This window comes from Streptomyces sp. NPDC055254 (assembly GCF_053606025.1).
Window position 1 is genome coordinate 52,088 of record NZ_JBSGQV010000012.1, and the last position, 24,934, is coordinate 77,021.

The 24,934-nt window shown below is 73.9% G+C and carries 19 protein-coding genes; 6 read left to right on the forward strand and 13 right to left on the reverse strand.

The features are described 5' to 3' along the window. Positions 1–27: 27 nt before the first annotated feature. Together ACWFQ8_RS14945 and ACWFQ8_RS14950 are read right to left on the reverse strand one after the other, a co-directional pair. A complete protein-coding gene (locus ACWFQ8_RS14945; RefSeq protein WP_453786632.1) occupies positions 28–1,545 on the reverse strand; it encodes a hypothetical protein in 1,518 nt (505 codons plus the stop codon). A 73-nt stretch (positions 1,546–1,618) separates the two neighbouring features. After that, positions 1,619–3,001, reverse strand: a complete 1,383-nt coding sequence (locus ACWFQ8_RS14950) for a transcriptional regulator (protein ID WP_453786633.1) — start codon at positions 2,999–3,001, stop codon at positions 1,619–1,621. A 215-nt stretch (positions 3,002–3,216) separates the two neighbouring features. On the opposite strand from ACWFQ8_RS14950, the gene ACWFQ8_RS14955 reads away from it, so the two are divergent. The 3 genes from ACWFQ8_RS14955 (at position 3,217) to ACWFQ8_RS14965 (ending at position 6,460) form a co-directional block, all read left to right on the forward strand. After that, positions 3,217–3,903, forward strand: coding sequence for a bifunctional DNA primase/polymerase (locus tag ACWFQ8_RS14955; RefSeq protein ID WP_453786634.1), 687 nt, complete (start codon positions 3,217–3,219; stop codon positions 3,901–3,903). A gap of 98 nt (positions 3,904–4,001) precedes the next feature. Then, a complete protein-coding gene (locus ACWFQ8_RS14960; protein ID WP_453786635.1) occupies positions 4,002–4,835 on the forward strand; it encodes an ABC transporter ATP-binding protein in 834 nt (277 codons plus the stop codon). Continuing rightward, the gene (locus ACWFQ8_RS14965) at positions 4,832–6,460 is read left to right on the forward strand and encodes a transporter (RefSeq protein WP_453786636.1); all 1,629 of its coding nucleotides are present in this window, start codon (positions 4,832–4,834) and stop codon (positions 6,458–6,460) included. The genes ACWFQ8_RS14960 and ACWFQ8_RS14965 overlap by 4 nt, the downstream gene beginning before the upstream one ends. 145 nt (positions 6,461–6,605) lie before the next feature. Here the strand turns inward: ACWFQ8_RS14965 and ACWFQ8_RS14970 are convergent, their stop codons facing one another. Both ACWFQ8_RS14970 and ACWFQ8_RS14975 read right to left on the reverse strand, forming a co-directional pair. Beyond that, a complete protein-coding gene (locus tag ACWFQ8_RS14970) occupies positions 6,606–7,520 on the reverse strand; it encodes an alpha/beta fold hydrolase (protein WP_453786637.1) in 915 nt (304 codons plus the stop codon). A gap of 270 nt (positions 7,521–7,790) precedes the next feature. Beyond that, positions 7,791–8,483, reverse strand: a complete 693-nt coding sequence (locus ACWFQ8_RS14975) for a metal-dependent transcriptional regulator (RefSeq protein WP_453786638.1) — start codon at positions 8,481–8,483, stop codon at positions 7,791–7,793. 322 nt (positions 8,484–8,805) lie between these two features. Between ACWFQ8_RS14975 and ACWFQ8_RS14980 the strand changes: the two genes are divergently transcribed. After that, complete coding sequence (locus tag ACWFQ8_RS14980) at positions 8,806–9,561, forward strand: SIS domain-containing protein (protein ID WP_453786639.1); 756 nt, start codon at positions 8,806–8,808, stop codon at positions 9,559–9,561. A 61-nt stretch (positions 9,562–9,622) separates the two neighbouring features. Here the strand turns inward: ACWFQ8_RS14980 and ACWFQ8_RS14985 are convergent, their stop codons facing one another. Together ACWFQ8_RS14985 and pdxH are read right to left on the reverse strand one after the other, a co-directional pair. Next, positions 9,623–10,939 (reverse strand): PAS domain-containing protein, encoded by a 1,317-nt coding sequence (locus ACWFQ8_RS14985; protein ID WP_453786640.1) that lies wholly within the window; start codon positions 10,937–10,939, stop codon positions 9,623–9,625. Between the two features lie 461 nt (positions 10,940–11,400). Then, entirely contained in the window at positions 11,401–12,072 is a 672-nt protein-coding gene (pdxH, locus tag ACWFQ8_RS14990) for a pyridoxamine 5'-phosphate oxidase (RefSeq protein WP_453786641.1), read from the reverse strand. A gap of 201 nt (positions 12,073–12,273) precedes the next feature. Here pdxH and ACWFQ8_RS14995 point away from each other — a divergent pair, with 201 nt between their 5' ends. After that, positions 12,274–13,380, forward strand: a complete 1,107-nt coding sequence (locus tag ACWFQ8_RS14995) for a citrate synthase 2 (RefSeq protein WP_453786642.1) — start codon at positions 12,274–12,276, stop codon at positions 13,378–13,380. 79 nt (positions 13,381–13,459) lie between these two features. Here the strand turns inward: ACWFQ8_RS14995 and ACWFQ8_RS15000 are convergent, their stop codons facing one another. From ACWFQ8_RS15000 to ACWFQ8_RS15030, 7 genes are all read right to left on the reverse strand, one after another. Next, on the reverse strand, positions 13,460–14,047 hold the full coding sequence (locus ACWFQ8_RS15000; protein WP_453786643.1) for a TetR/AcrR family transcriptional regulator: 588 nt from the start codon (positions 14,045–14,047) through the stop codon (positions 13,460–13,462). After that, positions 14,035–14,760: an enoyl-CoA hydratase family protein gene (locus ACWFQ8_RS15005; protein WP_453786644.1), complete on the reverse strand. Its 726-nt coding sequence runs from the start codon at positions 14,758–14,760 to the stop codon at positions 14,035–14,037. The genes ACWFQ8_RS15000 and ACWFQ8_RS15005 overlap by 13 nt, the downstream gene beginning before the upstream one ends. Before the next feature lie 391 nt (positions 14,761–15,151). Next, on the reverse strand, positions 15,152–16,312 hold the full coding sequence (locus ACWFQ8_RS15010; RefSeq protein WP_453786645.1) for an acyl-CoA dehydrogenase family protein: 1,161 nt from the start codon (positions 16,310–16,312) through the stop codon (positions 15,152–15,154). Further along, on the reverse strand, positions 16,309–18,267 hold the full coding sequence (locus ACWFQ8_RS15015) for an ATP-binding protein (RefSeq protein ID WP_453786646.1): 1,959 nt from the start codon (positions 18,265–18,267) through the stop codon (positions 16,309–16,311). The genes ACWFQ8_RS15010 and ACWFQ8_RS15015 overlap by 4 nt, the downstream gene beginning before the upstream one ends. An 8-nt stretch (positions 18,268–18,275) precedes the next feature. Further along, on the reverse strand, positions 18,276–19,874 hold the full coding sequence (locus ACWFQ8_RS15020) for an acyl-CoA carboxylase subunit beta (RefSeq protein ID WP_453786647.1): 1,599 nt from the start codon (positions 19,872–19,874) through the stop codon (positions 18,276–18,278). Continuing rightward, positions 19,871–21,934 carry an acyclic terpene utilization AtuA family protein gene (locus tag ACWFQ8_RS15025; RefSeq protein WP_453786648.1) on the reverse strand — a complete coding sequence of 688 codons (2,064 nt, stop codon included), beginning with the start codon at positions 21,932–21,934 and terminating at the stop codon, positions 19,871–19,873. The genes ACWFQ8_RS15020 and ACWFQ8_RS15025 overlap by 4 nt, the downstream gene beginning before the upstream one ends. Beyond that, positions 21,931–22,770, reverse strand: a complete 840-nt coding sequence (locus ACWFQ8_RS15030; RefSeq protein WP_453786649.1) for a TIGR03084 family metal-binding protein — start codon at positions 22,768–22,770, stop codon at positions 21,931–21,933. The genes ACWFQ8_RS15025 and ACWFQ8_RS15030 overlap by 4 nt, the downstream gene beginning before the upstream one ends. A 360-nt stretch (positions 22,771–23,130) precedes the next feature. On the opposite strand from ACWFQ8_RS15030, the gene ACWFQ8_RS15035 reads away from it, so the two are divergent. After that, positions 23,131–24,861, forward strand: coding sequence for a CocE/NonD family hydrolase (locus ACWFQ8_RS15035; protein ID WP_453786650.1), 1,731 nt, complete (start codon positions 23,131–23,133; stop codon positions 24,859–24,861). Positions 24,862–24,934: the final 73 nt, after the last annotated feature.

A 24,934-nucleotide genomic window follows, 5' to 3' on the forward strand; every position in this document is an offset into this window, starting at 1 on the left:
CCGCCGCGCGGGCCGCCCCCGTACGGCTCACAGCTGGGACTTGTCCCGCTTGGTGAGGGAGTACTTGGCCGCGATGGTGTTCCACATCGTCGCGGCCGACTCCTTGGCCTTGGTCGCCTCCCCGCTCGCCTTGTTGCCCTCGGCGGCGTTCTTGGTGGACTTGGCCCTGCCGTCCTTGCACTTGTCCTCTTCCACGTCGTCCGCCCAGGCCGCGTAGCTGTTGTCGGCGTCCGCGGAGGACTCCCAGGCCCGGGTCAGCGCGGCGGACAGTTTCACGTGGTCCGGGAGCTTGTCCAGCTTCAGCTCCTGGAGGCGGGTGACGAGCTCCTCCCGCTGGCGCGCCGCGTCACGCAGGTCACCGGCCGCCTGGCCGAGGTTCTTGCAGCTCTTGATGTCCTCGACGGCCTTGATCACCGCGTCCCGGCTGTCGTTGCTGTCGGCGAGGAGCTTGTCGAGCTGGACGGCCTGCGGGCGGCCCGGATCGACGGGCGCCTCTCCGGCGGGCGCCGCGCCGGCTGTGCCGGTTGCCGGTGCGGAGGCCACCGCGCCGGGATCGTTGTTCTGCGCCTTGCCGTCGCCGAGCAGAGAACCGACGCCGAGGCCGACGACGGCCAGTCCGATGACCACCGCCGCGATGATCCCGGGCGAGATCCTGCGCGGGCCCTCCGGATGCGGGGGCGGGGGCGGCTGCGGCGCGAACTGCTGCTGCGGATGGGGCTGGTGCTGCGGGTACTGCTGCTGGCGGGGCGGTACGGGCCCCTGCCGGCGCGGCGGGTAGGGCCGCCCGGGGGGCTGCTGCCGCAGCACCGGCTCCTGGATCGGCGGCAGGTGCTGGGTGTGGCCCGCGGTGTCGGCGTCGTCCCGGAACAACCCGTCGAACTCGGCGGCCGGGACGGGCGGAATGTACTGGGTCGCCGCCTCGTCGTGCGCCGGAGCGGCCGGCACCGGCGGAATGAACTGGGTGGCCGCCTCGTCGTGCGCCGGAGCGGCCGGGACGGGCGGGATGTACTGGGTGGCCGCCTCGCCGTGCGTCGGAGCGGCCGGGACGGGCGGAATGAACTGGGTGGCCGCCTCGTCGTGCGCCGGAGCGGCCGGCACCGGCGGAATGAACTGGGTCGCCGCCTCGCCGTGAGCCGGAGCGGCCGGCACCGGCGGAATGTACTGCGTCGCCGCCTCGGGCAGTGGCGGGTAGCCCTGGCCGTGCGGGTCGCCCGGCCCCTCGTATCCCGGGCCCACCACGTGCCCGTACGCGGGCGCGGCCTGCGGCGGCTGCTGCTCCGGGTGGGGCTGCTCCGGGTAGGGCTGCGGCGGGTAGCCGTACCCGGGAGCCGCGTGCGGGTACCCGTACGCGGCCCCGCCCGGCGGCGGGGGCGACTGCGGCTGCGACGGCCCGGGCGGGACCGCGTCCTGCGGCCGCGCGGCCTGCTCGTACCACGGCCGGTCCGGCTCGCCGGGCTGCTCCGGATGTCCGGGCGCCGGGCGGGCCGGGTCCGGACCCCACGGGGCACCCTGCTGGGGGGCGCCCCCTTGTCCGCTCTCCGTCACCGGGACTCCTTCTCCGACCTGTCCGAACCTACGGAACCGTCGGATCACGCTACCCCGTCACCCGGCGCGACCGTCAGGCCACCCGTGCCTCCAGCCTCGCGCCGAACTCCCGGACCGCCGCTTCCTCCCGGTACGGCTCCAGTCGTGCCCGGAAGTCGTCCAGGTACTCCGCGCCCCGGTTCGAGCGCAGTTCGGACAGCAGGTCCGCCGCCCTCGCCGCCGTCTGGCAGGCCTGCTCCACCTCCCGCTGCTGCACCTGCGCGGTCGCCAGCAGCAGCAGCCCGATCGCCCGGCGGCGCGCCTTCGTCTCCGGGAGGCCGCGCAGGGCCTCCTCCGCCCGTTTGCCCGCCGCCTCGGCCTGGCCCAGATCCCGGTGGCAGTGCGCGAGTTCGTCCGCGAGGTACGCCTGGTCGAAGTGGCGGATCCACACCGGGTCGTCGCCCGCCTCCGGCTCCGCCCGCTCCAACGCGGTCACCGCCCGCGAGGACAGCACCGCCGTGGCCCGGGCGTCCCCCAGCAGCGCGTGCCCGCGCGCCTCGGCCGCGTAGAACATCGCCTCCACCCTCGGGGTGACCTGCCCCCGGGTGCCCTCCTGGGCGGCGCGGGCGAGTTGGGCGATCTCGCGCGGGTTGCCCAGCTCGGCGGCGAGGTGGCTCATGGACGCGGCGAGGACGTAGCCCCCGTACGCGCGGTCCCCGGCGGCCTGGGCCAGCCGCAGGGCCTGGATGTAGTAGCGCTGCGCCAGACCGGGCTGGCCGGTGTCCACCGCCATGTAGCCGGCGAGCTCCGTCAGCCGGGCGACGGCCGCGAACAGCGCCCGCCCCACCGGCTCCCGGTACGAGCCGCCGATCAGCCCGGACACCACGGAGTTGAGGTAGTGGACGACCACGGGCCGCACGTGCCCGCTGCCGAAGCGGTGGTCGAGTTCGGTGAGGGCCTCGGTGGTGGCCCGCACCGCCTCGACGTCGGACATGCCCACGCGCGCGCCGCCGGTACGGGCCACCTGGCTGTCGGCGCCCGTGATCAGCCAGTCCCGGCTCGGCTCGACCAGGGCGGACGCGGCCACGCTTGAACCCGCCAGGAAGTCGCGGCGACCGACGTCGCTCCGCCACAGCTCGCTGACCTGCTCGATGGCTCCGACGACGGTCGGGGAGAACTGCAGGCCGACCCCGGAGGCGAGGTTCTTGCCGTTGGCCATGCCGATCTCGTCGATGGTGACGGCCCGGCCGAGTTTGCGGCCGATCGCCTCGGCGATGATGCCGGGCGCCCGGCCGCGCGGCTGCTGGCCGCGCAGCCAGCGGGCCACCGAGGTCTTGTCGTAGCGGAGATCGAGGCCGTGTTCGGCCCCGCACATGTTGACCCGCCGGGCGAGCCCGGCATTGGAGCACCCGGCTTCCTGGATGAGCGCCTGCAGCCGTTCGTTCGGCTGGCGGGCGACGAGAGGCCTGGCTGCCATGAAAACCCCCTGGGGCCGCGGGTGATCAGTGGTAATGATCACTTCCCGCCTGATGTGCGGAGAATCTTCCGCTCTGCGTCTTGTCGTTACCCAGCGACCGCGCCCCGGCCTCCTACGCGCCCCCACTCGTGCATCGGTGCGCCCCGTGTGCAGGATCGATGCTCCGCCCACCGGCCGGTTTACGCCCGTAACCCGAGGTGACCCGTGGAGTTGTGATGGGCGTGGAAGAGACCATCGTTGTCACGGAGACCGCACCCATCCCCAAGCAGCGCGGCGAACAGCTGCTCGACCATGCCGTGCGGTACGCGGAGGAACGGCACTGGGACGTCTTCGCGGGCACCTGGCTGGAGGCCGGCGACGGCTGCGAGCTGTGCTCCTGCGGAGAGGCGGACTGCGGGGCGCCCGGCGCGCACCCGGCGGTGAAGGACTGGGCGGCCCAGGTCACCGGCAGCGCGGTACAGGTCCGGCGGGTCTGGGGCAAGAACCCCGCGGCCTCGATCCTGATGCCGACGGGCCGTACGTTCGACGTGCTGGACATCCCGGACGGCGCCGGGTTCCTGGCCCTGGCGCGGCTGGAGCGGATGCAGCGCACGCTCGGCCCCGTGGCCCTCACCCCCGGCCACCGGATGCTGTTCTTCGTGCTGCCGGGCGCCGGGGCGAAGGTGCCGGACCTCGTGCGCACGCTGGGCTGGTCGCCGAGCGCGATCGACCTGGTGACGCGCGGCGAGGGCGAGTACGTGCCGGCCCCGCCCACCCGGTTCGGGGGCCGGGGCTCGGTCCAGTGGGCGCGGCGGCCCACGCCGGCGAACCGGTGGCTGCCGGACACCGAGGAGCTGATCGACGCGCTGGCCTACGCGTGCGGCAGCGAGGCGGCGGCGGAACGCAAGCGGCGTCAGGCCTGACCTCCCGGAACTCATGACATAAGTAATGGTCCGACCCTCTCCCCCTCCTCCTATGGTGAGGAACGAACGACCACGGGGACAGAACGGGAGGCGGGCGCGTGCCGGACCAGGGTGAGGCGACGGGCGGGACGTACGTGGCGGGGGGCGCGGACACCGCGCCGCCCGCCGTGCGGGTGGAGGGTCTCTGGAAGCGCTTCGGCGACCAGGTGGCCGTCGGGGGGATCGACTTGGAGCTGCCCGCGGGCCGGTTCATCGGCCTGGTGGGCCCGAACGGCGCGGGCAAGACCACGACGCTGTCGATGGTGACCGGGCTGCTGCGCCCGGACATGGGGCGGGTCCTGGTGGCCGGCCACGACGTGTGGGCGGACCCGGTCGGGGTGAAGTCGCGGATCGGCGTGCTGCCGGAGGGCCTGCGGCTCTTCGAGCGGCTGTCGGGACGCGAACTGCTCGGCTACATGGGCCGGATGCGCGGACTGCCGGGCGAGGAGACCGACAAGCGGGCGACGCAGCTGCTGGAGGTCCTCGACCTCGCGGGCTCGCAGCACAAGCTGGTCGTCGACTACTCGACGGGCATGCGGAAGAAGATCGGCCTGGCCGCCGCCCTGCTGCACAACCCCGAAGTGCTCTTCCTGGACGAGCCGTTCGAAGGCGTCGACCCGGTATCGGCACAGACCATCCGAAAAGTGCTGGAACGATACACCTCGTCCGGCGCCACGGTCGTGTTCTCCTCCCACGTGATGGAGCTCGTCGAGTCGCTGTGCGACTGGGTGGCCGTCATGGCCGCCGGCCGGATCCGCGCCGCGGGCCCGCTGGCCGACGTACGCGGCTCCGCACCCTCCCTCCAGGCCGCCTTCCTCGAACTGGTCGGCGCGCACGGGCGGGACGCGGCCGGGGACTCCCTGGACTGGCTCGGCGGGGCGGCGGGACGATGACCACGGCGACCACACCGGCCACGCCGGCCACCGCCACTCTTCCCGTACCCCTGACCCCGCTCTTCGTCCGCCTCAAGCTGTCGCTGCTGCGCAACGGCCTCAAGGGCTCCTCGAAGCGCAAGGCCGTCTGGTTCACCACGCTGGCCTTCGCGCTGGTCGTCGGGTTCTTCGTCACCCTGGGGCTGGCCCTGCTGCGCGGGAACGCGCACGCGGGCACCGTCGTCGTCCTGCTGGCCGCGATCCTGGCGCTCGGCTGGACCTTCATGCCGCTGTTCTTCGCCGCCGGGGACGAGACGCTCGACCCGAGCCGGCTGGTGATGCTGCCGCTGCGGCCCCGTCCCCTCGTACGGGCCCTGCTCGTCTCCTCGCTGGTCGGCATCGGGCCGCTGTTCACCCTGTGCCTGGCCGTCGGCTCGGTCGCGGCGGTCGCGCGGGGCGCGGCGGGGGTGGTGGCCGCGGTGGTGGCCGTACCGCTGCTGCTCCTGGGTTGCGTGGCCCTGGCCCGCACGGTGGCCACGGCCAACGTGCGGCTGCTGACCAGCCGCAAGGGGCGCGACCTGGCGCTGCTCAGCGGTCTGCTGATCGCGGTCGGCGCGCAGCTCGCCAACTTCGCGAGCCAGCGCCTGTTCCAGACGGGCGGCCTGGCCCGACTGGAGCCCGTCGAGGCGGTGGTGCGGTGGCTGCCTCCGGCGACCGCCGTCGGCATGGTGGACTCGGCGAGCGAGGGCGCGTACGCGCGGGCGGCCGGTCAACTGCTGCTGACGCTCGGCGCCCTGGCCCTGCTGCTGTGGTTCTGGGAGCGCGGCCTGACCAAGCTCATGGTCGCCCCGGACGGCTCGACGATCGCGGCGGCCGAGCCGCGCGGGGACCGGGGCACGGGCGTCTGGTCCCTGCTGCCCGGCGGACGCACCGGCGCGGCCGTGCAGCGCACGCTGCGCTACGCCGTCCGCGACCCGAAGACCAAGTCCGCGTTCGTGACCGCGCTGGCGCTCGGTCTGATCATCCCGGTCTTCAACGCCCTCCAGGGCACGGGCTCCGTCTACCTCGCCTGCTTCGGCGCGGGCATGCTCGGTGTCCAGATGTACAACCAGTTCGGACAGGACACCTCGGCGTTCTGGATGGTCGCGCAGACCATCTCGACCACGCGTGACGCGTACGTCGAACTGCGCGCCCGGGCCGCCGCGCTGTCCCTCGTCACGGTCCCGTACACGGTCTTCGTGGCGGCGGTGACGGCCGCCCTGATCGGCGACTGGTCCGGTTTCCCGGCCGCACTGGGTCTGTCGCTGGCCCTGGTGGGGGCGATGCTCGGCACCGGGGCCGTGGCCTCGGCGCGCTTCGCCTACTCCATCCCGTCGGACGGAGCCTTCAAGAACGTCGCCCCGGGCCAGGGCGGGCTCGCCTGGATGGGCATCTTCGGCGGCATGCTGGTGGCGGCGGTGATCTGCGCACCCGTGATCGCGCTGGCGATCTGGACGGCGGTGACGGACCGGCAGGACATCGGCTGGCTCGTACTGCCGCTGGGCGTCGCCTGGGGCGTGCTGGCCACCTGGGCGGGCCTGCGGCTGGCGGCGCCGGTGGTGGTGCGCAAGCTCCCGGAGATCCTGCTGGCGGTGAGCAAGGGCTGAGGCCCGCGGCCGGCCCGGACCGGCGCGGATCGGACCGGACAGCCCAGCCCGGCCCGGCCCGGCGCGGAGGGCGTCCGGTCCGGGCCGGTCGGTTCCAGGTCGCCGGACGGTGTCGAGGGGCTCGGAGGGGCGGGGTGAGGGCCGGTCAGGCCCGGGGGGCGCGGGCGCCGATGCTGTCGAGGAAGGGCTCCAGGGCAGCCCGCCAGGCCTGCGGCTGGTCGTAGTGGAGGTAGTGCCCGGCGTCGGGGATCTCCGCGTACTGGCCGCCCGGCAGGACGCGGACCATCTCCTGGGCCTCCGCCCGGCCCAGCTCGCCGTCCAGGCCGCGGACGACCAGCGCGGGGCAGCGGACCTGGGCCAGCTCCTCCCAATGGGCGTCGTGCACCCAGGTCTCACGGGCCGTCAGCATCTGCTGCCGGGAGAAGAGCGGACGCCAGCCGTCCGGGGCCTCGTGCATGACCTCGGCGAAGAAGGCGCCCCGTCCGGGGTCGGGGCGTTCCACCCGGGGGTCGTCCTCGCCGAACCACCGGCGGGCCGCGTCCTGGGTGGGGAAGGGCAGCGGCCAGCGGTGGAACCAGTCCGCCCACTCCTGCTGGGAGGCCTCGCCGAGGGCCGAGGCGCGCATGTCGCAGATCACCAGGGCCTCGACCAGGTCCGGGCGGCGGGCGGCCAACTGCCAGGCGGTGAGGGCTCCCATGGAGTGGCCGATGAGGGTCACGGGGGCGAGGCCGAGCTGCTCCACGACCGCCTCGGCGTCGGCCACGAAGGCCTCCCGCGTGTACGGGCCGGCGGGCGGGCGGTCGCTGTGGCCGTGACCGCGCTGGTCCAGGGCCACGACGCGGCGGCGCTCGGAGAGCCAGCGGGCGGTGCCGGCCCAGTGCAGGGCGCGGCCCATCAGGCCGTGGAGTAACAGCACGCCGGGCAGCTCCGTGCCCGTCGTCCGGGGCTGCGGCCCGGCCTGGGGCGGGAGCCCGGGCCGGGGCTCGGCGCGGGCTTCGCGGAATTCCCAGGCGGCCAACCGCACGCCGTCGGCTCCCGTCACATCGATGCGCTGTATCACCGCAGATGCACCCCCTTCGCTCCCGGCCAGAGTATCGAACCTGCATTCGAAAACACGGTTCTCTCCGCCAACACCGCTCTTTCGAGTGACCTTGCTCAAGGATTGACCGCCGCTGCCGATGGAGATCCTTTCAACAGGGAGGCGGGCCGATCGGGGAAGACGGTCCGCCGGGGATGACCTTGAGAGCTCGGGGCTCCAGGTCGACAGGGGAGGACCGGTCCCGGCGCCGCGAGGCGCCGGGACCACCCACCACCAGGGACGGGCTCAGGATCAGCGCTTCGCCACGAAGACGTGGGAAGCGATCTCCACCTCCAGCTCGGCGGCCTCGCCGCCGCTGCCGACCAGCACCCCGCCCGGCGACTCGGTCACGCTCACCACCGAGCCGGGCTGCACGCCCGCCCGCCGCAGCGTGTACATCAACTGGGCGTCCGTCTGGATGGGCTCACCGATCCGGCGGACGACCACCGTCTTGCCCTCGGTGCCCGGGTCGAGCTCGGCCAGGCTGACCATCCCGTCCTCGATGAACGGGTCGGCCTCGGCCTTCTCACCCAGCTCCTCCAGCCCGGGGATCGGATTCCCGTACGGCGACTCGGTCGGGTGGCGCAGCAGCTCCAGCACCCGCCGCTCCACCGCCTCGCTCATCACATGCTCCCAACGGCAGGCCTCGGCGTGCACCTGCTCCCACTCCAGGCCGATGACATCGACGAGCAGGCACTCCGCGAGACGGTGCTTGCGCATCACCCGCGTCGCCAGCCGGCGCCCTTCCTCCGTCAGCTCCAGGTGCCGGTCGCTCGCGACGGCCACCAAGCCGTCGCGCTCCATCCGCGCCACCGTCTGGCTCACCGTAGGGCCGCTCTGATCGAGCCGCTCGGCGATACGGGCGCGCATGGGGACCACACCTTCCTCTTCCAGCTCAAGGATGGTGCGGAGATACATCTCCGTGGTGTCGATCAGTCCGGACATTCGTGCCCCTCGGATTGCGTGCGCTGGCCCTGCCCCCAATTCTGACGCATTGGGCCGACAACCGTCCCGTGGCGGGCGTCAAGGGCCGTCCTGGACATCTCCGGCGGAACTTCCGGGTGATCGCCCGGAAGATGTCCTGGAGATCACGGGAAACGACGGGAAGATCGCCCGCACGATCGCCGGACCGCTCCACCGGGCCCCCGGCGGTCCACCGCGCAGGGCCCGGCCCGGGATTGACGTCCGTATTGACACGCGCTTGGTCCAGACCGCACGGTGAGCGGCGGACACGGACCCCATCCCACCCCCGGAAGGCCATCGGCGTATGAGCGAGAGCAAGCTGGCCGGTCAGTTCTTCGACGCCGCCATCGGCCTGCTGGAGCGGGTGCGGGACGAGGAGTCCTCGCGCATCGCGGAGGCCGGGTCCCTCGTCGCCGACGCCGTCGCCTCCGGGAACCGGCTCTTCGCCTTCGGCGCCGGGCACTCCTCGCTGCCCGCCCAGGACGTGGTCTACCGGGCCGGCGGACTGGCCCTGATGAACTTCCTCGCCGTTCCGGGCACCGTCGGCATCGACGTCATGCCCGCGACGCTCGGCAGCGCCCTGGAGCGGGTCGACGGCCTCGCCGGCGCCGTGCTGGACAGCAGCCCGGCCTCGGACGGCGACGTCCTCGTGATCATCTCGCTCTCCGGGCGCAACGCCCTGCCGGTCGAAATGGCCATGAACGCCCGCGCGATCGGCCTCAAGGTCATCGGCGTGACCTCGGTGGCGTACGCGACGGACACCAAGTCCCGACACGTCTCCGGCACCTTCCTCAAGGACCACTGCGACGTCGTCCTCGACAGCAAGATCTCCGTCGGCGACGCCGAGCTGAGCGTCGACGGCATCGACGCCCCCTTCGCGCCCGCCTCCACCGTGGTGACCAGCGCGATCATGCAGGCGGTCATGGCGGCGGCGGCCGGCGAACTCCTGGCCCGCGGCGTGGAGCCGCCGCTGCTGCGCTCGGGCAACGTCGACGGCGGCCACGAGTGGAACGGCCGCGTGATGCAGGAGTACGGCGACCGCATCTTCTTCCGCCACTAAGTGCTGTGACGGCAGGGTCCACCGGGTTTGCGAAGCCCGGCGGACCTTTCCGGCCGCAGCACTAGCCGCGGGCGGCCAGGTCCAGGTCGGCCGCCACGCGGGCCGCCACTTCCTCCGCGTACGCCGCGTCCGCGCGCTCGAAGGCGGGCCGCGAGGGCCCGCGCAGGAAGGTCAGGGCCCCCAGGGTCCGCCCGCGGCTCCGCAGGACCGTGCACAGCGCGTGCGCCGCGCCCCCGGGCCACTGGCGGGCCCGTGCCCACTCCGGGTCCGCCTCCCCGCGCGGAGCGCTGCTCCGCACCGAGCCGATCCGGTCCAGCGCCTGCAACGCCGGGTGGCCGGCTTCGTAGCGCACCGGGAGCGGCCCCGGCCCCGACAGGGCCGGCGGGGACGCCAGGGACCGCACGAGCCTGCGCCGTCCGGGCTCGGCCGCGGGGTCCCGTGCGTCCAGTACGTCCAGCAGCGCGTGCTCGGCGAAGCCCGCCAGCGCGAAGTCCAGCCGTACCGCCGCCGCCTCGCCCGGATCCTCGCACTCGGCGGCGGCCCGCCCCGCGCGGTGCAGCTGGTGGGCCCGGAACCGCAGCTGCGCCGTGTCCGACTGCGCCTGCCGGGACTCGGTGACGTCCTGGAACAACCAGCCGACCCCGAGCGGTACGGGCTCCTCCGCCAGCGGCGAGGCCAACCGCAGGAACCCGCACCGCAGGCACCGCCGCCGCACCCCCTCGGAGGTGCGGATCGACACCCACAGCTCCACCGGCGCGGGCGGCGCCCCCTCGGCTAGTACGTGCTGGAGGGCTCCCTCCAGGTCCTCCACGCCCTGGCCGAGGAGTTCGCCGAGCGGGCGCCCGAGCAGCGCGGTGCGCCCGGCCCCGAGGGCGCGGGCGGCGTGGGCGTTCACCACGGCGGGCCGCAGGTCGACGTCGACCAGGACGACGCCCCACGAGGCGTCCTCCATCAGCGCCTCGCTCAGGGCGATGGACCGCTCCAGGTCGATCTGGGCGTGCACCTCGCTGAACGCGCAGTAGACCCCGGCGGGTTTCCCGTCGGCGCCCGGCACCGCGGCCGACTGCGTCCGTACGAGGACCCGCCCGCCGTCCTTGGTCAGCAGGGGGAACTCGTGGACCTGCCGGCCGGGCGCGTCCTGGGCCGCCATGAGCCGGTCCTCGACGTCCTGGGCGTCGGCGGCCCGAACCGCCCACCCCGCGAACCCCTTGCGACCCACGGCCTCGGCGGCGGGCCAGCCCAGGATCCGCTCGGCCTCCCGGTTCCAGTGGGTGATCACGCCGTCCGAGTCGAACGCGCACAGGGCGGCGTCCATCCCGTCCAACAGCGCTGCGAGCAGATCGTCGGCGGCGGTCTCATGACGTCCGGAAGCACTCACCTGGCACCCCCCGCAGGTGTTCGCGTGTGCGGCACGTCAGATCATTGAACTGGAACGTGACGCACCCCACACCCCGTTCCTCCGAATGCCCCGGAATGATCCGGTTCGACATGGGTCCGCCCCGGTCCCGGCCGGGAAAAAATGGTTGTGTCCCGCGCGGAGGGCTCCTAGGCTCTGTCGTACACGAGAAGGGAGGTGGTTCCCGAAATGTACGGAAACCGGACGCGTGAGGTGGCTGCGGGCTAGCGCCCGTCGTCGCACGCACCTGTGCGGTGCCCGGCGGGATCGCCAGGCGCCAATCCCAAGCAGTCACCCGACCCGCGGGCTCGCCGGTACGTCCGGCCGGCTCCTCTCACTGCAGGAGAGGAACCCGAGCCCGCGGGTCGTCTGCGTCTGCGCCCCCGCGCGGGCACCGCTCCGGGCCCCGCAGCCGGGGCCTCGCCGAGGGCGGCGCGCCGGGCCTAGGGGCAGAGGCGCTCCAGGCGCCACTTCTCGGAGAGCTCGCTCTCGCGGGCGTACCGCAGCCGGTCGTGGAGCCGGTTCTCGTGCCCCTGCCAGAACTCCACCTCCCGCGGGGTCACCCGGTAGCCGCCCCACTCGGTGGGGACCGGCACCTGCTCGCCCTCCGGGTAGCGGGCCGCGAGCTCCGCGTAGCGGCGGTCCAGTTCCGCGCGGGAGCCGATCACGGCGGACTGCTCGCTCGCCCACGCGCCCAGCTGGGAGCCGTGCGGACGGGAGCGGAAGTACGCCGCCGTCTCGTCGCGGCCGATCCGGGCGGCGGTGCCGGTGACGGCGACCTGGCGGGCGATGGGGTGCCACGGGAAGAGCAGCGCGACGTGCGGGTTCTCCGCGAGCTCGCGGCCCTTGCGGGAGCCGTAGTTGGTGAAGAAGACGAAGCCCCGCTCGTCGAACTGCTTCAGCAGCACCGTCCGCGAGCTGGGGCGCCCGTCGGCGGTGGCCGTCGAGACGATCATGGCGTTCGGTTCGAAGACGTGCGCGTCCGCGGCCTGCTGGAACCATCGGGCGAACTGCCGCATGGGGTCCTCCGCGAGGGATTCCTCCCCGACGATCTCCGAGCGGTACTGCTTGCGCATGGTGGCGGGGTCAAGGTCCTGATCGGTCACGCGGGCCATCCTGCCCCAGGAGGACGACGAGGGGTGTGCCGTATGTCACGCTTCCGCAGTCCATCCGGAACGGACAAAATCTTGGGGCCGGTCCGACGGCCCCCGCGCGGGTGACCATCGGCCGTGCCGGGCATCAACGGGGATGACCGCGCCGGACCGCGAATCACGCCGGGAGCCGCGCGTGTTCGCACTATTTGAGGGAGCCGCCTGATGTCCGAGTTCGTACCCGGGCTCGAAGGGGTCGTCGCGTTCGAGACGGAGATCGCCGAGCCCGACAAGGAAGGTGGCGCCCTGCGCTACCGGGGCGTCGACATCGAAGACCTCGTGGGTCACGTCTCCTTCGGGAACGTCTGGGGTCTGCTGGTCGACGGAGCGTTCAACCCCGGCCTGCCCGCCGCCGAGCCCTTCCCGATCCCGGTCCACTCCGGGGACATCCGCGTCGACGTGCAGTCCGCGCTCGCCATGCTCGCCCCCGTGTGGGGACTGAAACCCCTGCTGGACATCGACGAGCGGACCGCCCGCGACGACCTGGCCCGGGCGGCGGTCATGGCCCTGTCGTACGTCGCCCAGTCCGCCCGTGGCCAGGGTCTGCCGATGGTGCCCCAGAGCGAGATCGACAAGGCGGAATCCGTCGTAGAGCGGTTCATGATCCGCTGGCGGGGCGAGCCCGATCCGCGCCACGTCAAGGCCGTGGACGCGTACTGGACCTCGGCCGCCGAGCACGGGATGAACGCCTCCACCTTCACGGCCCGGGTGATCGCGTCGACCGGCGCGGACGTCGCCGCGGCGCTGTCCGGCGCCGTCGGCGCCATGTCGGGTCCGCTGCACGGCGGGGCGCCCTCGCGCGTCCTCGGCATGATCGAGGAGATCGAGCGCACCGGCGACGCCGTCGCGTACGTGAAGCAGGCCCTGGACAAGGGCGAGCGGCTGATGGGCTTCGGGCACCGCGTGTACCGCGCCGAGGACCCGCGCGCGCGGGTGCTGCGGCGCACCGCCAAGGAGCTCGACGCCCCGCGCTACGAGGTGGCCGCCGCGCTGGAGAAGGCCGCGCTGGAGGAGCTGCACGCGCGCCGTCCCGACCGGGTGCTGGCCACCAACGTGGAGTTCTGGGCCGCGATCGTGCTCGACTTCGCGGAGGTCCCGGCGCACATGTTCACCTCGATGTTCACCTGCGCCCGTACCGCCGGCTGGTCGGCGCACATCCTGGAGCAGAAGCGCACGGGCCGACTGGTCCGCCCCTCCGCGCGCTACACCGGCCCGAGCCGGCGCGACCCCCGCGAGATCGAGGGCTACGAGGGCATCTCGGGCACCGCCTGACCGAGACGGCCCGGTCGAATTCGCTCGGGGCGCCGCATCCCGGACGGGGTGCGGCGCCCTCGCGCGTGCGGGCCGTCCCTCAGGGCAGCGCGGTCTCGATGATGCGGGACCACTGGGCGACCACGCGGGCGCGGCGGGCGGTGTCGTCGGTCAGTACGTTCGCCAGGCCGAGGCCCCGGGCCATGTCGAGGAGGCCCTGCACGGTCTCCCGTACGCCGGGCACGGACTCGTCGGCGCCCAGCAACTCGACCGCGATGCGGTGGGTCTCGCGGCCGACCCGGGTTTCGAGCTCGGTGACGCGGGGGCGCAGCGGTTCCTCGTTGGAGGCGGCCACCCACAGCTGGAGCGCGGCGCGGAACAGCGTGCCCGTGTACATGTCCACCAGGGCACCGACGACGGTCGGGCGGTCGGCCGGGCCCGCGTGGAAGAGCTCGCGCAGGGCCGTGGAGCGTTCCTCGGCGACGTACTCGACGGCGGCCGTGAACAGGTCCTCACGGGTGGGGAAGTGGTGCTGGGCCGCGCCCCGGGAGACGCCGGCGCGTTCGGCGACGACGGAGACCGTGGAGCCCGCCCAGCCGTGTTCGGCCAGGCAGGAGACGGCCGCCTCCAGGAGGTGGCGGCGGGTGACGCGGCTGCGCGCCTGCTTGGGGCCGGTCACAGCGACCATGACGGCTCCCGGCGTTCGAAGCGGGCGGTGATGCCCTCGCGGGCCTCGTCGGACGCGAAGAGGGCTGCGGACAGGTCCGTGAGGCGGGCCCCGTCCCGACCGAGGTGCTCGCGCACGGCCGCGGAGGTGAGTGCCTTGGTGGCGGCGAGGCCCTGCGGGGAGGCCTTGCGCAGGCCGTCGAGGACGGGGGCGAGGGCCTGGTCGACGTCGTCGGCGTGCAGGGTGAGCAGGCCGATCCGGGCGGCCTCGGCGGCGTCGAAGTGCTCGGCGGTCAGGAAGTAGCGGGCGGCGGCGCGGGGGTCGAGGCGCGGCAGCAGGGGCATGGAGATCACGGCGGGCGCCAGGCCGAGGTGGGTCTCGGTGAAGGCGTACGTGGACCGCGGCCCGGCGGCGGCGATGTCGCACACGCCGAGCAGCCCGAGGCCGCCGGCGCGGACGTGACCGGTGACGCGGGCCACGACCGGCTTGGGGAGCTCGGCGATCTCGCGGAGCAGGGCGAGGAAGTCCCCCGGGTCGCACGGGGCCTTGAGGTCTGCGCCGGCGCAGAAGGTGGTGCCGGTGTGGGTGAGGACGACGGCCCGTGCCGCGGGGTCGCCCGCGGCGGCGGCGAGTGCGGTGCGGAGGTCTTCGACGAGGGGGGCGGACAGGGCGTTGCGGTTGGCCGGGGAGTCGAGGGTGAGGGTGGTGACGCCGGCGGTCGTTTCGACGCGCATGGCTCCTCCGGAGGGGTACGGGGCGGGTGGGTTCCTCCCGAAGGAGGTTATGCGGCCGCCCGACGGGGCGGCCGACGGGGTGGCCCGAGCGGGGGCCCCGGCACATCCGGCCTCGCCGACGTTTGCGGCGCGGGGCCCCGACCCGCTGGGCGACTCGGGGCGGCCATTCCAGCCTCGCCGGCGATTGAGGCGCGGGGACCCGGCCCGCTGACCGGCTCGGGGCCGCGATTCCAGCCTCGCCGGCGATTGAGGCGCGGGGACCCGGCCCGCTGACCGGCTCGGGGCGGCCATTCCAGCCTCGCCGGCGTTTGAGGCGCGGGGTCCGGGGCGGAGCCCCGGGGGCCCCGACCCGCCTGGCGGCACGGTCCGGGCAGCCGGTTCGGCGGGGCGGTCAGTAGGACTTGGGCAGGCCGAGGGTTTGGTGGGAGACGAAGTTCAGGATCATCTCGCGGCTCACCGGCGCGATCCGCGCCACCCGCGACGCCGTGATCAGCGACGCCAGCCCGTACTCACGGGTGAGCCCGTTGCCGCCGAGGGTGTGGACCGACTGGTCCACCGCCCGCACGCACGCCTCCCCCGCCGCGTACTTCGCCATGTTCGCGGCCTCCCCCGCCCCCATGTCGTCCCCCGCGTCGTACAGCCGCGCGGCCTTCTGCATCATCAGGCGGGCCAGTTCCAACTCGATGTGCGCCTGTGCCAGCGGATGCGCCACCGCCTGGTGCGCGCCGATGGGGTCCTTCCACACCTGGCGGGTCTTCGCGTAGTCCACCGCCTTGGCGAGGGCGTAGCGGCCCATCCCGATGGCGAAGGCGGCCGTCATGATGCGCTCCGGGTTGAGCCCGGCGAACAGCTGGAGCAGCCCCGCGTCCTCGTCGCCGACCAGCGCGTCCGCGGGCAGGCGTACGTCGTCCAGGGTGAGTTCCCACTGCTTCTCCGCCGCCTGGAGCTCCATGTCGATCAGTGAGCGGGAGAAACCGGGGGTGTCCCGGGGGACGATGAACAGGCAGGGCTTGAGGCGGCCGCTGCGTGCGTCCTCGGTGCGGCCCACGATGAGGGTCGCGTCGGCGATGTCGACGCCGGAGATGAAGACCTTGCGGCCGGTGAGGACCCAGTCGTCGCCGTCCCGGCGGGCGGTGGTGGTGATCCGGTGGGAATTGGAGCCTGCGTCCGGTTCGGTGATGCCGAAGGCCATGGTGCGGGCGCCGTCGGCGAGGCCGGGCAGCCAGGCCTGCTTCTGGGCCTCGGTGCCGAACCGGGATATGACCGTGCCGCAGATGGCCGGTGAGACGACCATCATCAGGAGCGGGCAGCCGGCCGCGCCGAGTTCTTCGAGGACGATGGACAGCTCGGCGATGCCGCCGCCTCCGCCGCCGTACTCCTCGGGGAGGTTGACCCCCAGGTAGCCGAGCTTGGCGGCGTCCGCCCAGAGGGCGTCGGGGTGACCCCCCTCCCGGGCGACGCGGGCGAGGTACGCGTGGCCGTAGCGCTGCCCGAGGGCGGCGACCGCGGCGCGCAGTGCCTGGTGCTCTTCGGTTTCGATGGCGGAGCTCATGACTGCGGTTCCTCCTGGACTACGGCGAGCAGGGCGCCGAATTCGACCTGTTGGCCGGTGGCGGCGTGGAGCGCGGTGAGCGTGCCGGAGGCGGGCGCGAGGATGCGGTGCTCCATCTTCATCGCCTCCAGCCAGAGCAGGGGCTGCCCGGCGGTGACCGGGCTGCCGGGGGCGAGGCCCTCGGCGACGCGGACGACGGTGCCGGGCATGGGGGCGAGCAGGGAGCCCGGTTCGGTGCGGTCCTGGGGATCGGCGAACCGGGGGACGGGGGTGAGGGTGTGGGCGCCGAGTGCGGAGTCGACGTAGATCGCGCGGACGCCTGCCGTGTTCGAATTTTGTTTCACGTGGAACAGGCGCCGGATTCCCTCGACTTCGAGGGTCACCCGGGTGGCTTCGACGCCCAGGACGCGGACGTTCGGCAGGTCCACGAGGGTCGGGGGCCCGCTGCGGGCCGGCAGGTAGCGGATCTCGTACTCGGCGCCGGCGGCGGTGTAGCGGCGGGTCCGGGGCTGGGAGCGGACGTTGCGCCAGCCGCCGATCCGGGTGCCGAGGGCGGCGCCGGGGGCCGGGACCAGCTCGGTGAGGGTGGCGGCCACGGCGGCGAGGGTGGCGTCGGGGGCGTCTTCGGCGGGGGTGGTGAGCGCGGTGAGGTGGCGGTCGTAGAAGCCGGTGTCGAGCCGCCCGGCCGCGAACTCCGGGTGGCGCAGGGAGCGTACGAGCAGCTCGCGGTTGGTGGTGAGACCGTGGATCCGGGCTCCGGCCAGGGCATGGGCGAGGGCGCGGACGGCCTCGGCGCGGGTGGGGGCGTGGGCGATGACCTTGGCGAGCATCGGGTCGTAGTGGATGCCGACCGTGTCCCCGTCGGTGAAGCCGGTGTCCACCCGGACCTCGCCGGGGACCGCGAGGGTGTGCAGGACTCCGGTCTGCGGGCGCCAGTCCTGGGCGGGGTCCTCGGCGTAGAGGCGGGCCTCGACGGCGTGGCCGGTGGGCTCCGGAGGTGCGGGCGGCAGGGCCGAACCCTCGGCCACGCGCAGTTGGAGGGCGACGAGATCGAGGCCGAAGACCGCTTCGGTGACGGGGTGTTCGACCTGGAGGCGGGTGTTCATCTCCAGGAAGTAGGGGCGCCCGTCGGCGGTGATCAGGAATTCGACGGTACCTGCCCCCCGGTAGTCGACGGCGCGGGCGGCGGCGACGGCCGCCTCGTGCAGGGTGGCGCGCAGGGACGCGGGCAGGCCGGGTGCGGGAGCCTCCTCGACGACCTTCTGGTGGCGTCGCTGGAGGGAGCAGTCGCGAGTGCCGAGGGCCCAGACCGTGCCGTGGGCGTCGGCCAGGATCTGCACCTCGACGTGGCGGCCGCGTTCGACGTAGGGCTCGGCGAAGACCTCGCCGTCGCCGAAGGCGGAGCGGGCTTCGGCACGGGCGGCGTCGAGGGCCTCCCCGAGGCCGTCGAGCGCGCGCACCACCCGCATCCCCCGGCCGCCTCCGCCGGCCGCGGCCTTGAGGAGGAGGGGCAGGTCGGCGGCGGTTGCGGCGGCCGGGTCGACGGGGTCGAGGAGCGGGACCCCGGCGGCGCGCATCAGCTCCTTGGCGCGGGTCTTGGAGGCCATGGCCTCGATGGCCTCGGGCGGGGGCCCGATCCAGGTGAGGCCGGCGGCCGACACCTCGCGGGCGAAGGCGGCGTTCTCGGAGAGGAAGCCGTAGCCCGGGTGGACGGCGTCGGCGCCGGCGGCGAGGGCGGCCTTGATGATCAGGTCGCCGCGCAGGTAGGTGTCGGCCGGGGACGCGCCGGGCAGGCGTACGGCCGCGTCGGCCGAGCGGACGTGCAGGGCCTCGGCGTCGGGGTCGGAATGGACGGCGACGGTGGCCAGGCCCAGGGCGCGGGCGGTACGGAAGACCCGGACGGCGATCTCGCCCCGGTTGGCCACCAGTACGGAGTTCAGGGGTGTGTGGGTCATCTGCGGGCTCACATCCGGAAGACGCCGAAGCCGCCGCGGGCGCCCTCGACGGGGGCGTTGTGGACGGCCGACAGGCACAGGCCGAGGACGGTACGGGTGTCGCGCGGGTCGATGACCCCGTCGTCGTACAGCCGCCCGGACAGGAACATCGGCAGGGACTCGGACTCGATCTGGGCCTCCACGAAGGCGCGCATCCCGGCGTCCTGCTCCTCGTCGTACGGAAGCCCCTTGGCGGCGGCCGACTGCCGGGACACGATGGAGAGCACGCCGGCCAGCTGCTGGGGGCCCATGACGGCGGACTTGGCGCTGGGCCAGGCGAAGAGGAACCGGGGCTCGTAGGCGCGGCCGCACATGCCGTAGTGGCCGGCTCCGTAGCTCGCGCCGATGAGCACCGACAGGTGCGGGACCTTCGAATTGGACACCGCGTTGATCATCATCGAGCCGTGCTTGATGATGCCGCCCTGCTCGTACTCCTTGCCGACCATGTAGCCGGTGGTGTTGTGGAGGAAGAGGAGCGGGATGTCGCGCTGGTTGGCGAGCTGGATGAACTGGGCGGCCTTCTGCGACTCGGCGCTGAACAGCACGCCCTGAGCGTTGGCGAGGATGCCGACGGGATAGCCGTGGAGGGTGGCCCAGCCGGTGACCAGGCTGGTCCCGTAGAGGGGTTTGAACTCGTCGAAGTCGGAGGCGTCGACGATCCGGGCGATGACCTCCCGGGGGTCGAAGGGCGTCTTGAGGTCGGCCGGGACGATACCGAGGAGCTCCTCGGGGTCGTACGCGGGCTCCTCGGCCGGCGGGGGGTCCGTGCGGGGCTTGCGGTGGTTGAGGCGGGCCACGATCCGGCGGGCCCGGCGGATCGCGTCGTGCTCGTCCAGGGCGTAGTAGTCGGCGAGCCCGGAGGTACGGGCATGCATGTCGGCGCCGCCGAGGGACTCGTCGTCGCTCTCCTCGCCGGTGGCCATCTTGACCAGGGGCGGACCGCCGAGGAACACCTTGGAACGGTCCTTGATCATCACGGTGTGGTCGGACATGCCGGGGATGTACGCGCCCCCGGCGGTGGAGTTGCCGAAGACGACGGCCACGGTCGGGATGCCGTCGGCCGAGAGCCGGGTGAGGTCGCGGAAGATCGCGCCGCCCGGGATGAAGATCTCCTTCTGGGAGGGCAGGTCGGCTCCGCCGGACTCGACGAGGCTGATGCAGGGCAGCCGGTTCTGCCGGGCGATCTCGTTGGCCCGCAGCGCCTTCTTGAGCGTCCAGGGGTTGCTGGCCCCGCCGCGGACGGTCGGGTCGTTGGCCGTGACCAGGCACTCGACGCCCTCGACCGTGCCGATGCCGGTGACCATGGAGGCGCCGACGGGGTAGTCGCTGCCCCAGGCGGCGAGCGGGGACAGTTCCAGGAACGGGGTGTCCGGGTCGAGGAGCAGCTCGATGCGCTCGCGGGCCAGGAGCTTGCCGCGGGTCCGGTGGCGGGCCGTGTACTTCTCGCCGCCGCCCGCCAGGGCCTTCGCGTGCTCGTCGTCGAGGGCGCCGAGGCGCTCCAGCGCGGCGGTACGGGCGGCGACGTGGTCGGGGGCGAGCGGGTCGACGGTGGTGGCGAGGCGGGTCACGGGCCGACCTCCGGGTCGGGGGCCGACGGCTGGGCGCCGGCCCGGGGGAAGGTGTCGGCCGACGGCTGGGCGCCGGCCCGGGGGAAGGTGTCGGCCGACGGCTGGGCGCCGGCCCGGGGGAAGGTGTCGGCCGACGGCCGCTCGGGGTCCGAGGTCCGGACCGGGTCCGACGGCCGCGCGAGGTCCGAGGGCCGGTTCGGGGGGTGGGCGGGTGGGAGGAGGTGGGTCGGGACGTCCAGGTGCCGGGCCCGCAGCCATTCGCCGAGGGCCTTGGCCTGCGGGTCGAAACGGTGGCCCGAGGCCACGCCGTCGCCGAGGATGCCGGTGACGGTGAAGTTCAGCGCGCGCAGGTGGGGCAGGACGTGCCGGTCCACCGCGTGGGGGGCCGTCTCGGGGAGCAGGGACCGGAGGGCGTCCACCGTGAGGGTGTCGCGCAGCCAGTGCCAGACGGGGTCCGACTCGGCCCAGACGCCGATGTTCGCGTCGCCGCCCTTGTCGCCGCTGCGGGCCCCGACCAGGGCGCCCAGGGGGGCGCGGACGGTGGGCCCGGCGGGGCCCCGGCCCGCCCCGCCCCTTCCCGGAACCGCGGGCAGCGCCCCCGGACCCCCGGACCCGGCGGGGGCGCCGGCCCCGTCCCCCCGCGCCTGGTAGGCCGGCGGGGCCGGGAGGGCCGGGGCCTCCTCCGGCGGGGACAGGGGCGGCGGGGCGCCCGGCGCCGGACGTGCGACGGGGGCCGGCCCCGCGACGGGCGCCGGACGGGCGCCGGAGGCCGGCCTTGCCATCGGGACGCGGGTGCCGTCCGGGAGGGCGGCCGTGTGGGGCACCGAGGGGGCCGGGACCAGGGTGGAGGTGAAGACGCCGTACGGCTGGGCCGGGCCCGGTGGGGAGGTGACGTGGAAGCCGGGGTAGCTGCCGAGGGCCAGTTCGATCGCCGCCGAGGTCAGGGCGCGGCCCACCCGGTCCGGGGAGGGGTCGCGGACGACCAGGCGGAGCAGGGCGCTCGCCGTCTCCTGCGTCGGGGCGTCCTCGTGGTCCGTGCGGGCCAGCGTCCAGGTGGTCGTGGCCACGTCCGCGAGCACCTCGGACAGCTGGGACCGGACCAGGGCCGCCTTCTCCTCGATGTCCAGGCCGGTCAGGACGAAGACCACCTCGTTGCGCCAGCCCCCGATCCGGGTGACGCCCACCTTCAGGGTCTGTGGCGGCGGTTCCCCCTCCACACCCGTCACGCGCACCCGGTCGGGACCCGCGTCGCTCAGCCGGACCGTGTCCAGGCGGGCCGTCACGTCCGGGCCGAGATAGCGCACGCCCTGGGTCTCGTAGAGGAGTTGGGCGGTGACCGTGCCGGTGGTGACGGCGCCTCCCGTACCGGGGTGCTTGGTGATCACCGACGTGCCGTCCTCGGAGATCTCCGCGAGGGGGAAGCCCGGCCGGCGGACGTCATGGGCGGTGAAGAAGGCGTAGTTGCCGCCGGTCGCCTGTGTTCCGCACTCCAGGACGTGGCCGGCGACCACGGCTCCGGCCAGCCGGTCGTAGGCGTCGGGGGCCCAGTCGAACCACCACGCGGCCGAGCCGCTGACCAGCGCCGCGTCCGTGACCCGGCCGGTGACGACCACGTCCGCGCCGGCCCGCAGGCAGGCCGTGATCCCGGCCCCGCCGAGGTAGGCGTTGGCCGTGAGGGCGCCCTCCCCGCCGGTTCCGTGGGGCATCAGGTCGTCGCCCTCGACGTGCGCGACGGACACCGGGACGCCCACCTTGCCCGCGAGGGCCCGTACGGCGTCGGCGAGGCCCGCCGGATTCAGGCCGCCGGCGTTCGCGACGATCCGTACGCCCCGGTCGTGCGCGAGTCCGAGGCCCTCCTCCAGCTGGCGCAGGAAGGTCTTGGCGTAGCCGAGGTCCGGGTTCTTCAACCGGTCGCGGCCGAGGATCAGCATGGTCAGTTCGGCCAGGTAGTCGCCGGTGAGCACGTCCAGCGGGCCGCCGGTCAGCATCTCGGCGAACGCGCTGAACCGGTCCCCGTAGAAGCCCGAGGCGTTGCCGATGCGCAGGGGCCGGCGGGTCATCGGGAACCCCCCGGCGCCCGGCCGGCGCCGGCCGGACCGGCGAAGGCCTGCGCGATGTCCAGCCAGCGGTCGGCGTCCGGACCGGTCGCCGTCAGGGCCAGGTCGAAGCGGTGGGCCCGCTGGGTCACGAGCAGGCAGAAGTCGAGCGCCGGGCCCGTGATCCGCTGCACGGCGTCCTCGGGGCCGTACGCCCACACGTCCGCCGGGGCAGGAGCACCGCAAGCGCCCGCAGGACCGGAAGCGGCCTGCGGAGCGGTCAGTTCCACGCGGAACTCCGCCCCGGGCGCGGCCAGCCCCCGTACCGCGTACGCGTAGTCGCGGGTCCGTACGCCGATCCGCGCCACGTGCCGCAGCCGCGCCGTCGGGGTCCGCCGCACCCCGAGGGCGTCGGCGACGTCCTGGCCGTGCGCCCAGGTCTCCATCAACCGCGCGCTCGCCATCGAGGCGGCCTTCATGGGCGGCCCGTACCAGGGGAAGCGGGTGTCGCGCGAGGCCGCGGCGAACGCCTCGTCCAGAGCCGTACGCCCCGCCCGCCAGCGGGCCAGCAGCTCGGCCGGCGCCAGCGCGGCGCCCTCCCGCGCCCCGTCGTCGACGAAGGAGTCGGGAGCCTCCAGGGCCTCCTCGACCATGCGGCCGAAGCCGGCGGCGTCGGTGAGCGACAGCAGGGTGGCCCGGTCGGTCCAGTGCAGGTGGGCGATCTGGTGGGCGACGTCCCAGCCCGGTGCGGGCGTCGGGCGGGCCCAGTCGGACCCACTCAACTCCGCTACCAGAGCGTCGAGTTCACGACCCTCCTCGCGCAGGTCGGCGAAGACGGCGACAGCGGACGGATCGAGCACGGCGGGCTCCCCTCTCGGCGTGAGGGGAAGACTGGCACCACCTGAGAAAACAATCAAGCATGCTTGCATGATTAGTTTGCCGGGCGACGCCTTCCCGCCAGCCGCGCCAACTCCCCCTCATGCGCGCCCCCCTGGCAGGCCGTCCGGCACCCGCAGGTCGGGCCGCTCCACGGAACATCCGCCCCACCCCGGCCCCCGGGGGGCGATTCAGGCCGTAAGCGGGAAACTCGCGATACGTCACGGGATGTCACGCCGATACTGGACGTTCCCGCTCCGGGCCCGGGCGGGCGCACCACGTCCATGCCACTCGACGAAGACTCGAAGAACACTCGAAGACACCGACGAAGAGGATGTACCGACGTGACCTCAGCCGCGCCCGCACCCCTCGCCTCCCTCTACCCCGAACTCGACGCGACCGCCCTCGGGGCCTTCGTCTCCGCCCTGGAGAGCGGCGACGTCACCGACCTCGCCCCCGCCCGCGCCGCCGAGGTCGCCGAAGCCCGCTCCGTCGCCGTCTTCACCCGCGGCAAGGTGACGGGCGCCGGCGGGGACCTGCTCGACGCCGGGATCTGGCGTCACACCGGCGTCCAACCCCGGCCGCTGATCGTGATGCCCTCGCCCTGGACGAACCTCGGCTGGCTTCCGTACGCCGTCCAGGCCACCCTCTTCGCCACGCGCGGCTACAACGTCCTCGCCTACACCACCCGCGGCTTCGCCGGCTCCGAGGGCCAGGTCGAGGTGGCGGGCCCGCTCGACATCACCGACGGCAGCCACGCCCTGGACCACCTGATCGAACGCAGCACCGGCCCGGTGACGAAGATCGGCTTCCTCGGCGACTCGTACGGCTCCGGCATCAGCCAACTGGTCGCCGCGCGCGACACCCGGGTCGACGCGGTGGTGGCGCTCAGCACCTGGGGCGACCTCGGAGAGGCCTTCTACGAGAACTCCACCCGCCACGTCGCCGCCGTACGGGCGCTGCTCGCCGCCGCCTCGAAGGCCCGGCTGAGCCCGCAGACGCAGAGCGTCTTCGACAACGTCCTCGCCGACCGCGACGTCGCCACCACCCTGCGCTGGGCGGAGCTCCGCTCGCCCTTCGGGCACGTCAAGGAACTCAACCGCCGCCAGGTGCCGGTGTTCTTCTCGCACGCCTGGCACGAGACGCTCTTCCCGCCCAACCAGACCCTGAAGATGTTCAACGAACTCACCGGGCCCAAGCGGCTCGCCGTCTCCATAGGCGACCACTCCGGCCCCGAGATGACGGGCATGCTCGGCCTGCCGAACCGGATCTGGACCGACGCCCACCGCTGGTTCGACCACCACCTCAAGGGCATCGACAACGGCATCGGCGCCGAGGGCGAGGTGCTCAGCGAGGTCATGTGGAGCAAGACGCTGGAATCCCGCCCCACCTGGTCCTCCCTCACCGAACACGTGCACCGGCTGCACCTGGCCGACGCCGGGGAACTGTCCGAGGAGCCCGAGGCCGGCTGGTCGGCGGGCGTGCTGTGCGGGGTGGACACCCCGGCGACCGTCGCCGACCAGGTCGTCACCTCCGGCTACGCCGAGACCGCCGGCCGCCCCAAGTCCTACCCGACGGGCGACATCGACCGCACCGTCGCCGCCGTCTGGGCCTCCGCGCCCGTCAGCGAGACCACCCGGCTGCGCGGCACACCGAGGCTGCGCGTCACCTACCGCGCGGCGAACCCCGGGTCCACCTTCGTCGCGTACCTCTTCGACATGGCCCCGGACGGCACGGCCCACATCGTCACGCACGCCCCGTACACCGACCTCGGCTCGCCGCCCGACAGCCTGGTCAGCGCGGACATCGACCTCCAGGCCACGGCGTACGACGTCCCGCGCGGCCACCGCGTGATGCTGGTCATCGACGCCCGCGACCCCTTCTACGGGGACGCCAACCTGCCACGCGCGACGCTGGCGTTCACCTCCCCGGACACGACGCCCTCCTACCTCGACCTGCCCCTCGGCTACGCCCGCCCGGCCGGTCCCCCGTGCCGGCCGGCCGGGCATGCCGACCTCAGGGCCGCCGCTCGTAGCCGCGCCTCGAAGGCAACCGCGGCCGGCACCTCGCGATAGGGCGCAAGCTGCTCGTAGAACTCGCGAAGGTGCCCGGCCACCCGCTCGGACGACACCGCCGCGGCAGGCACGC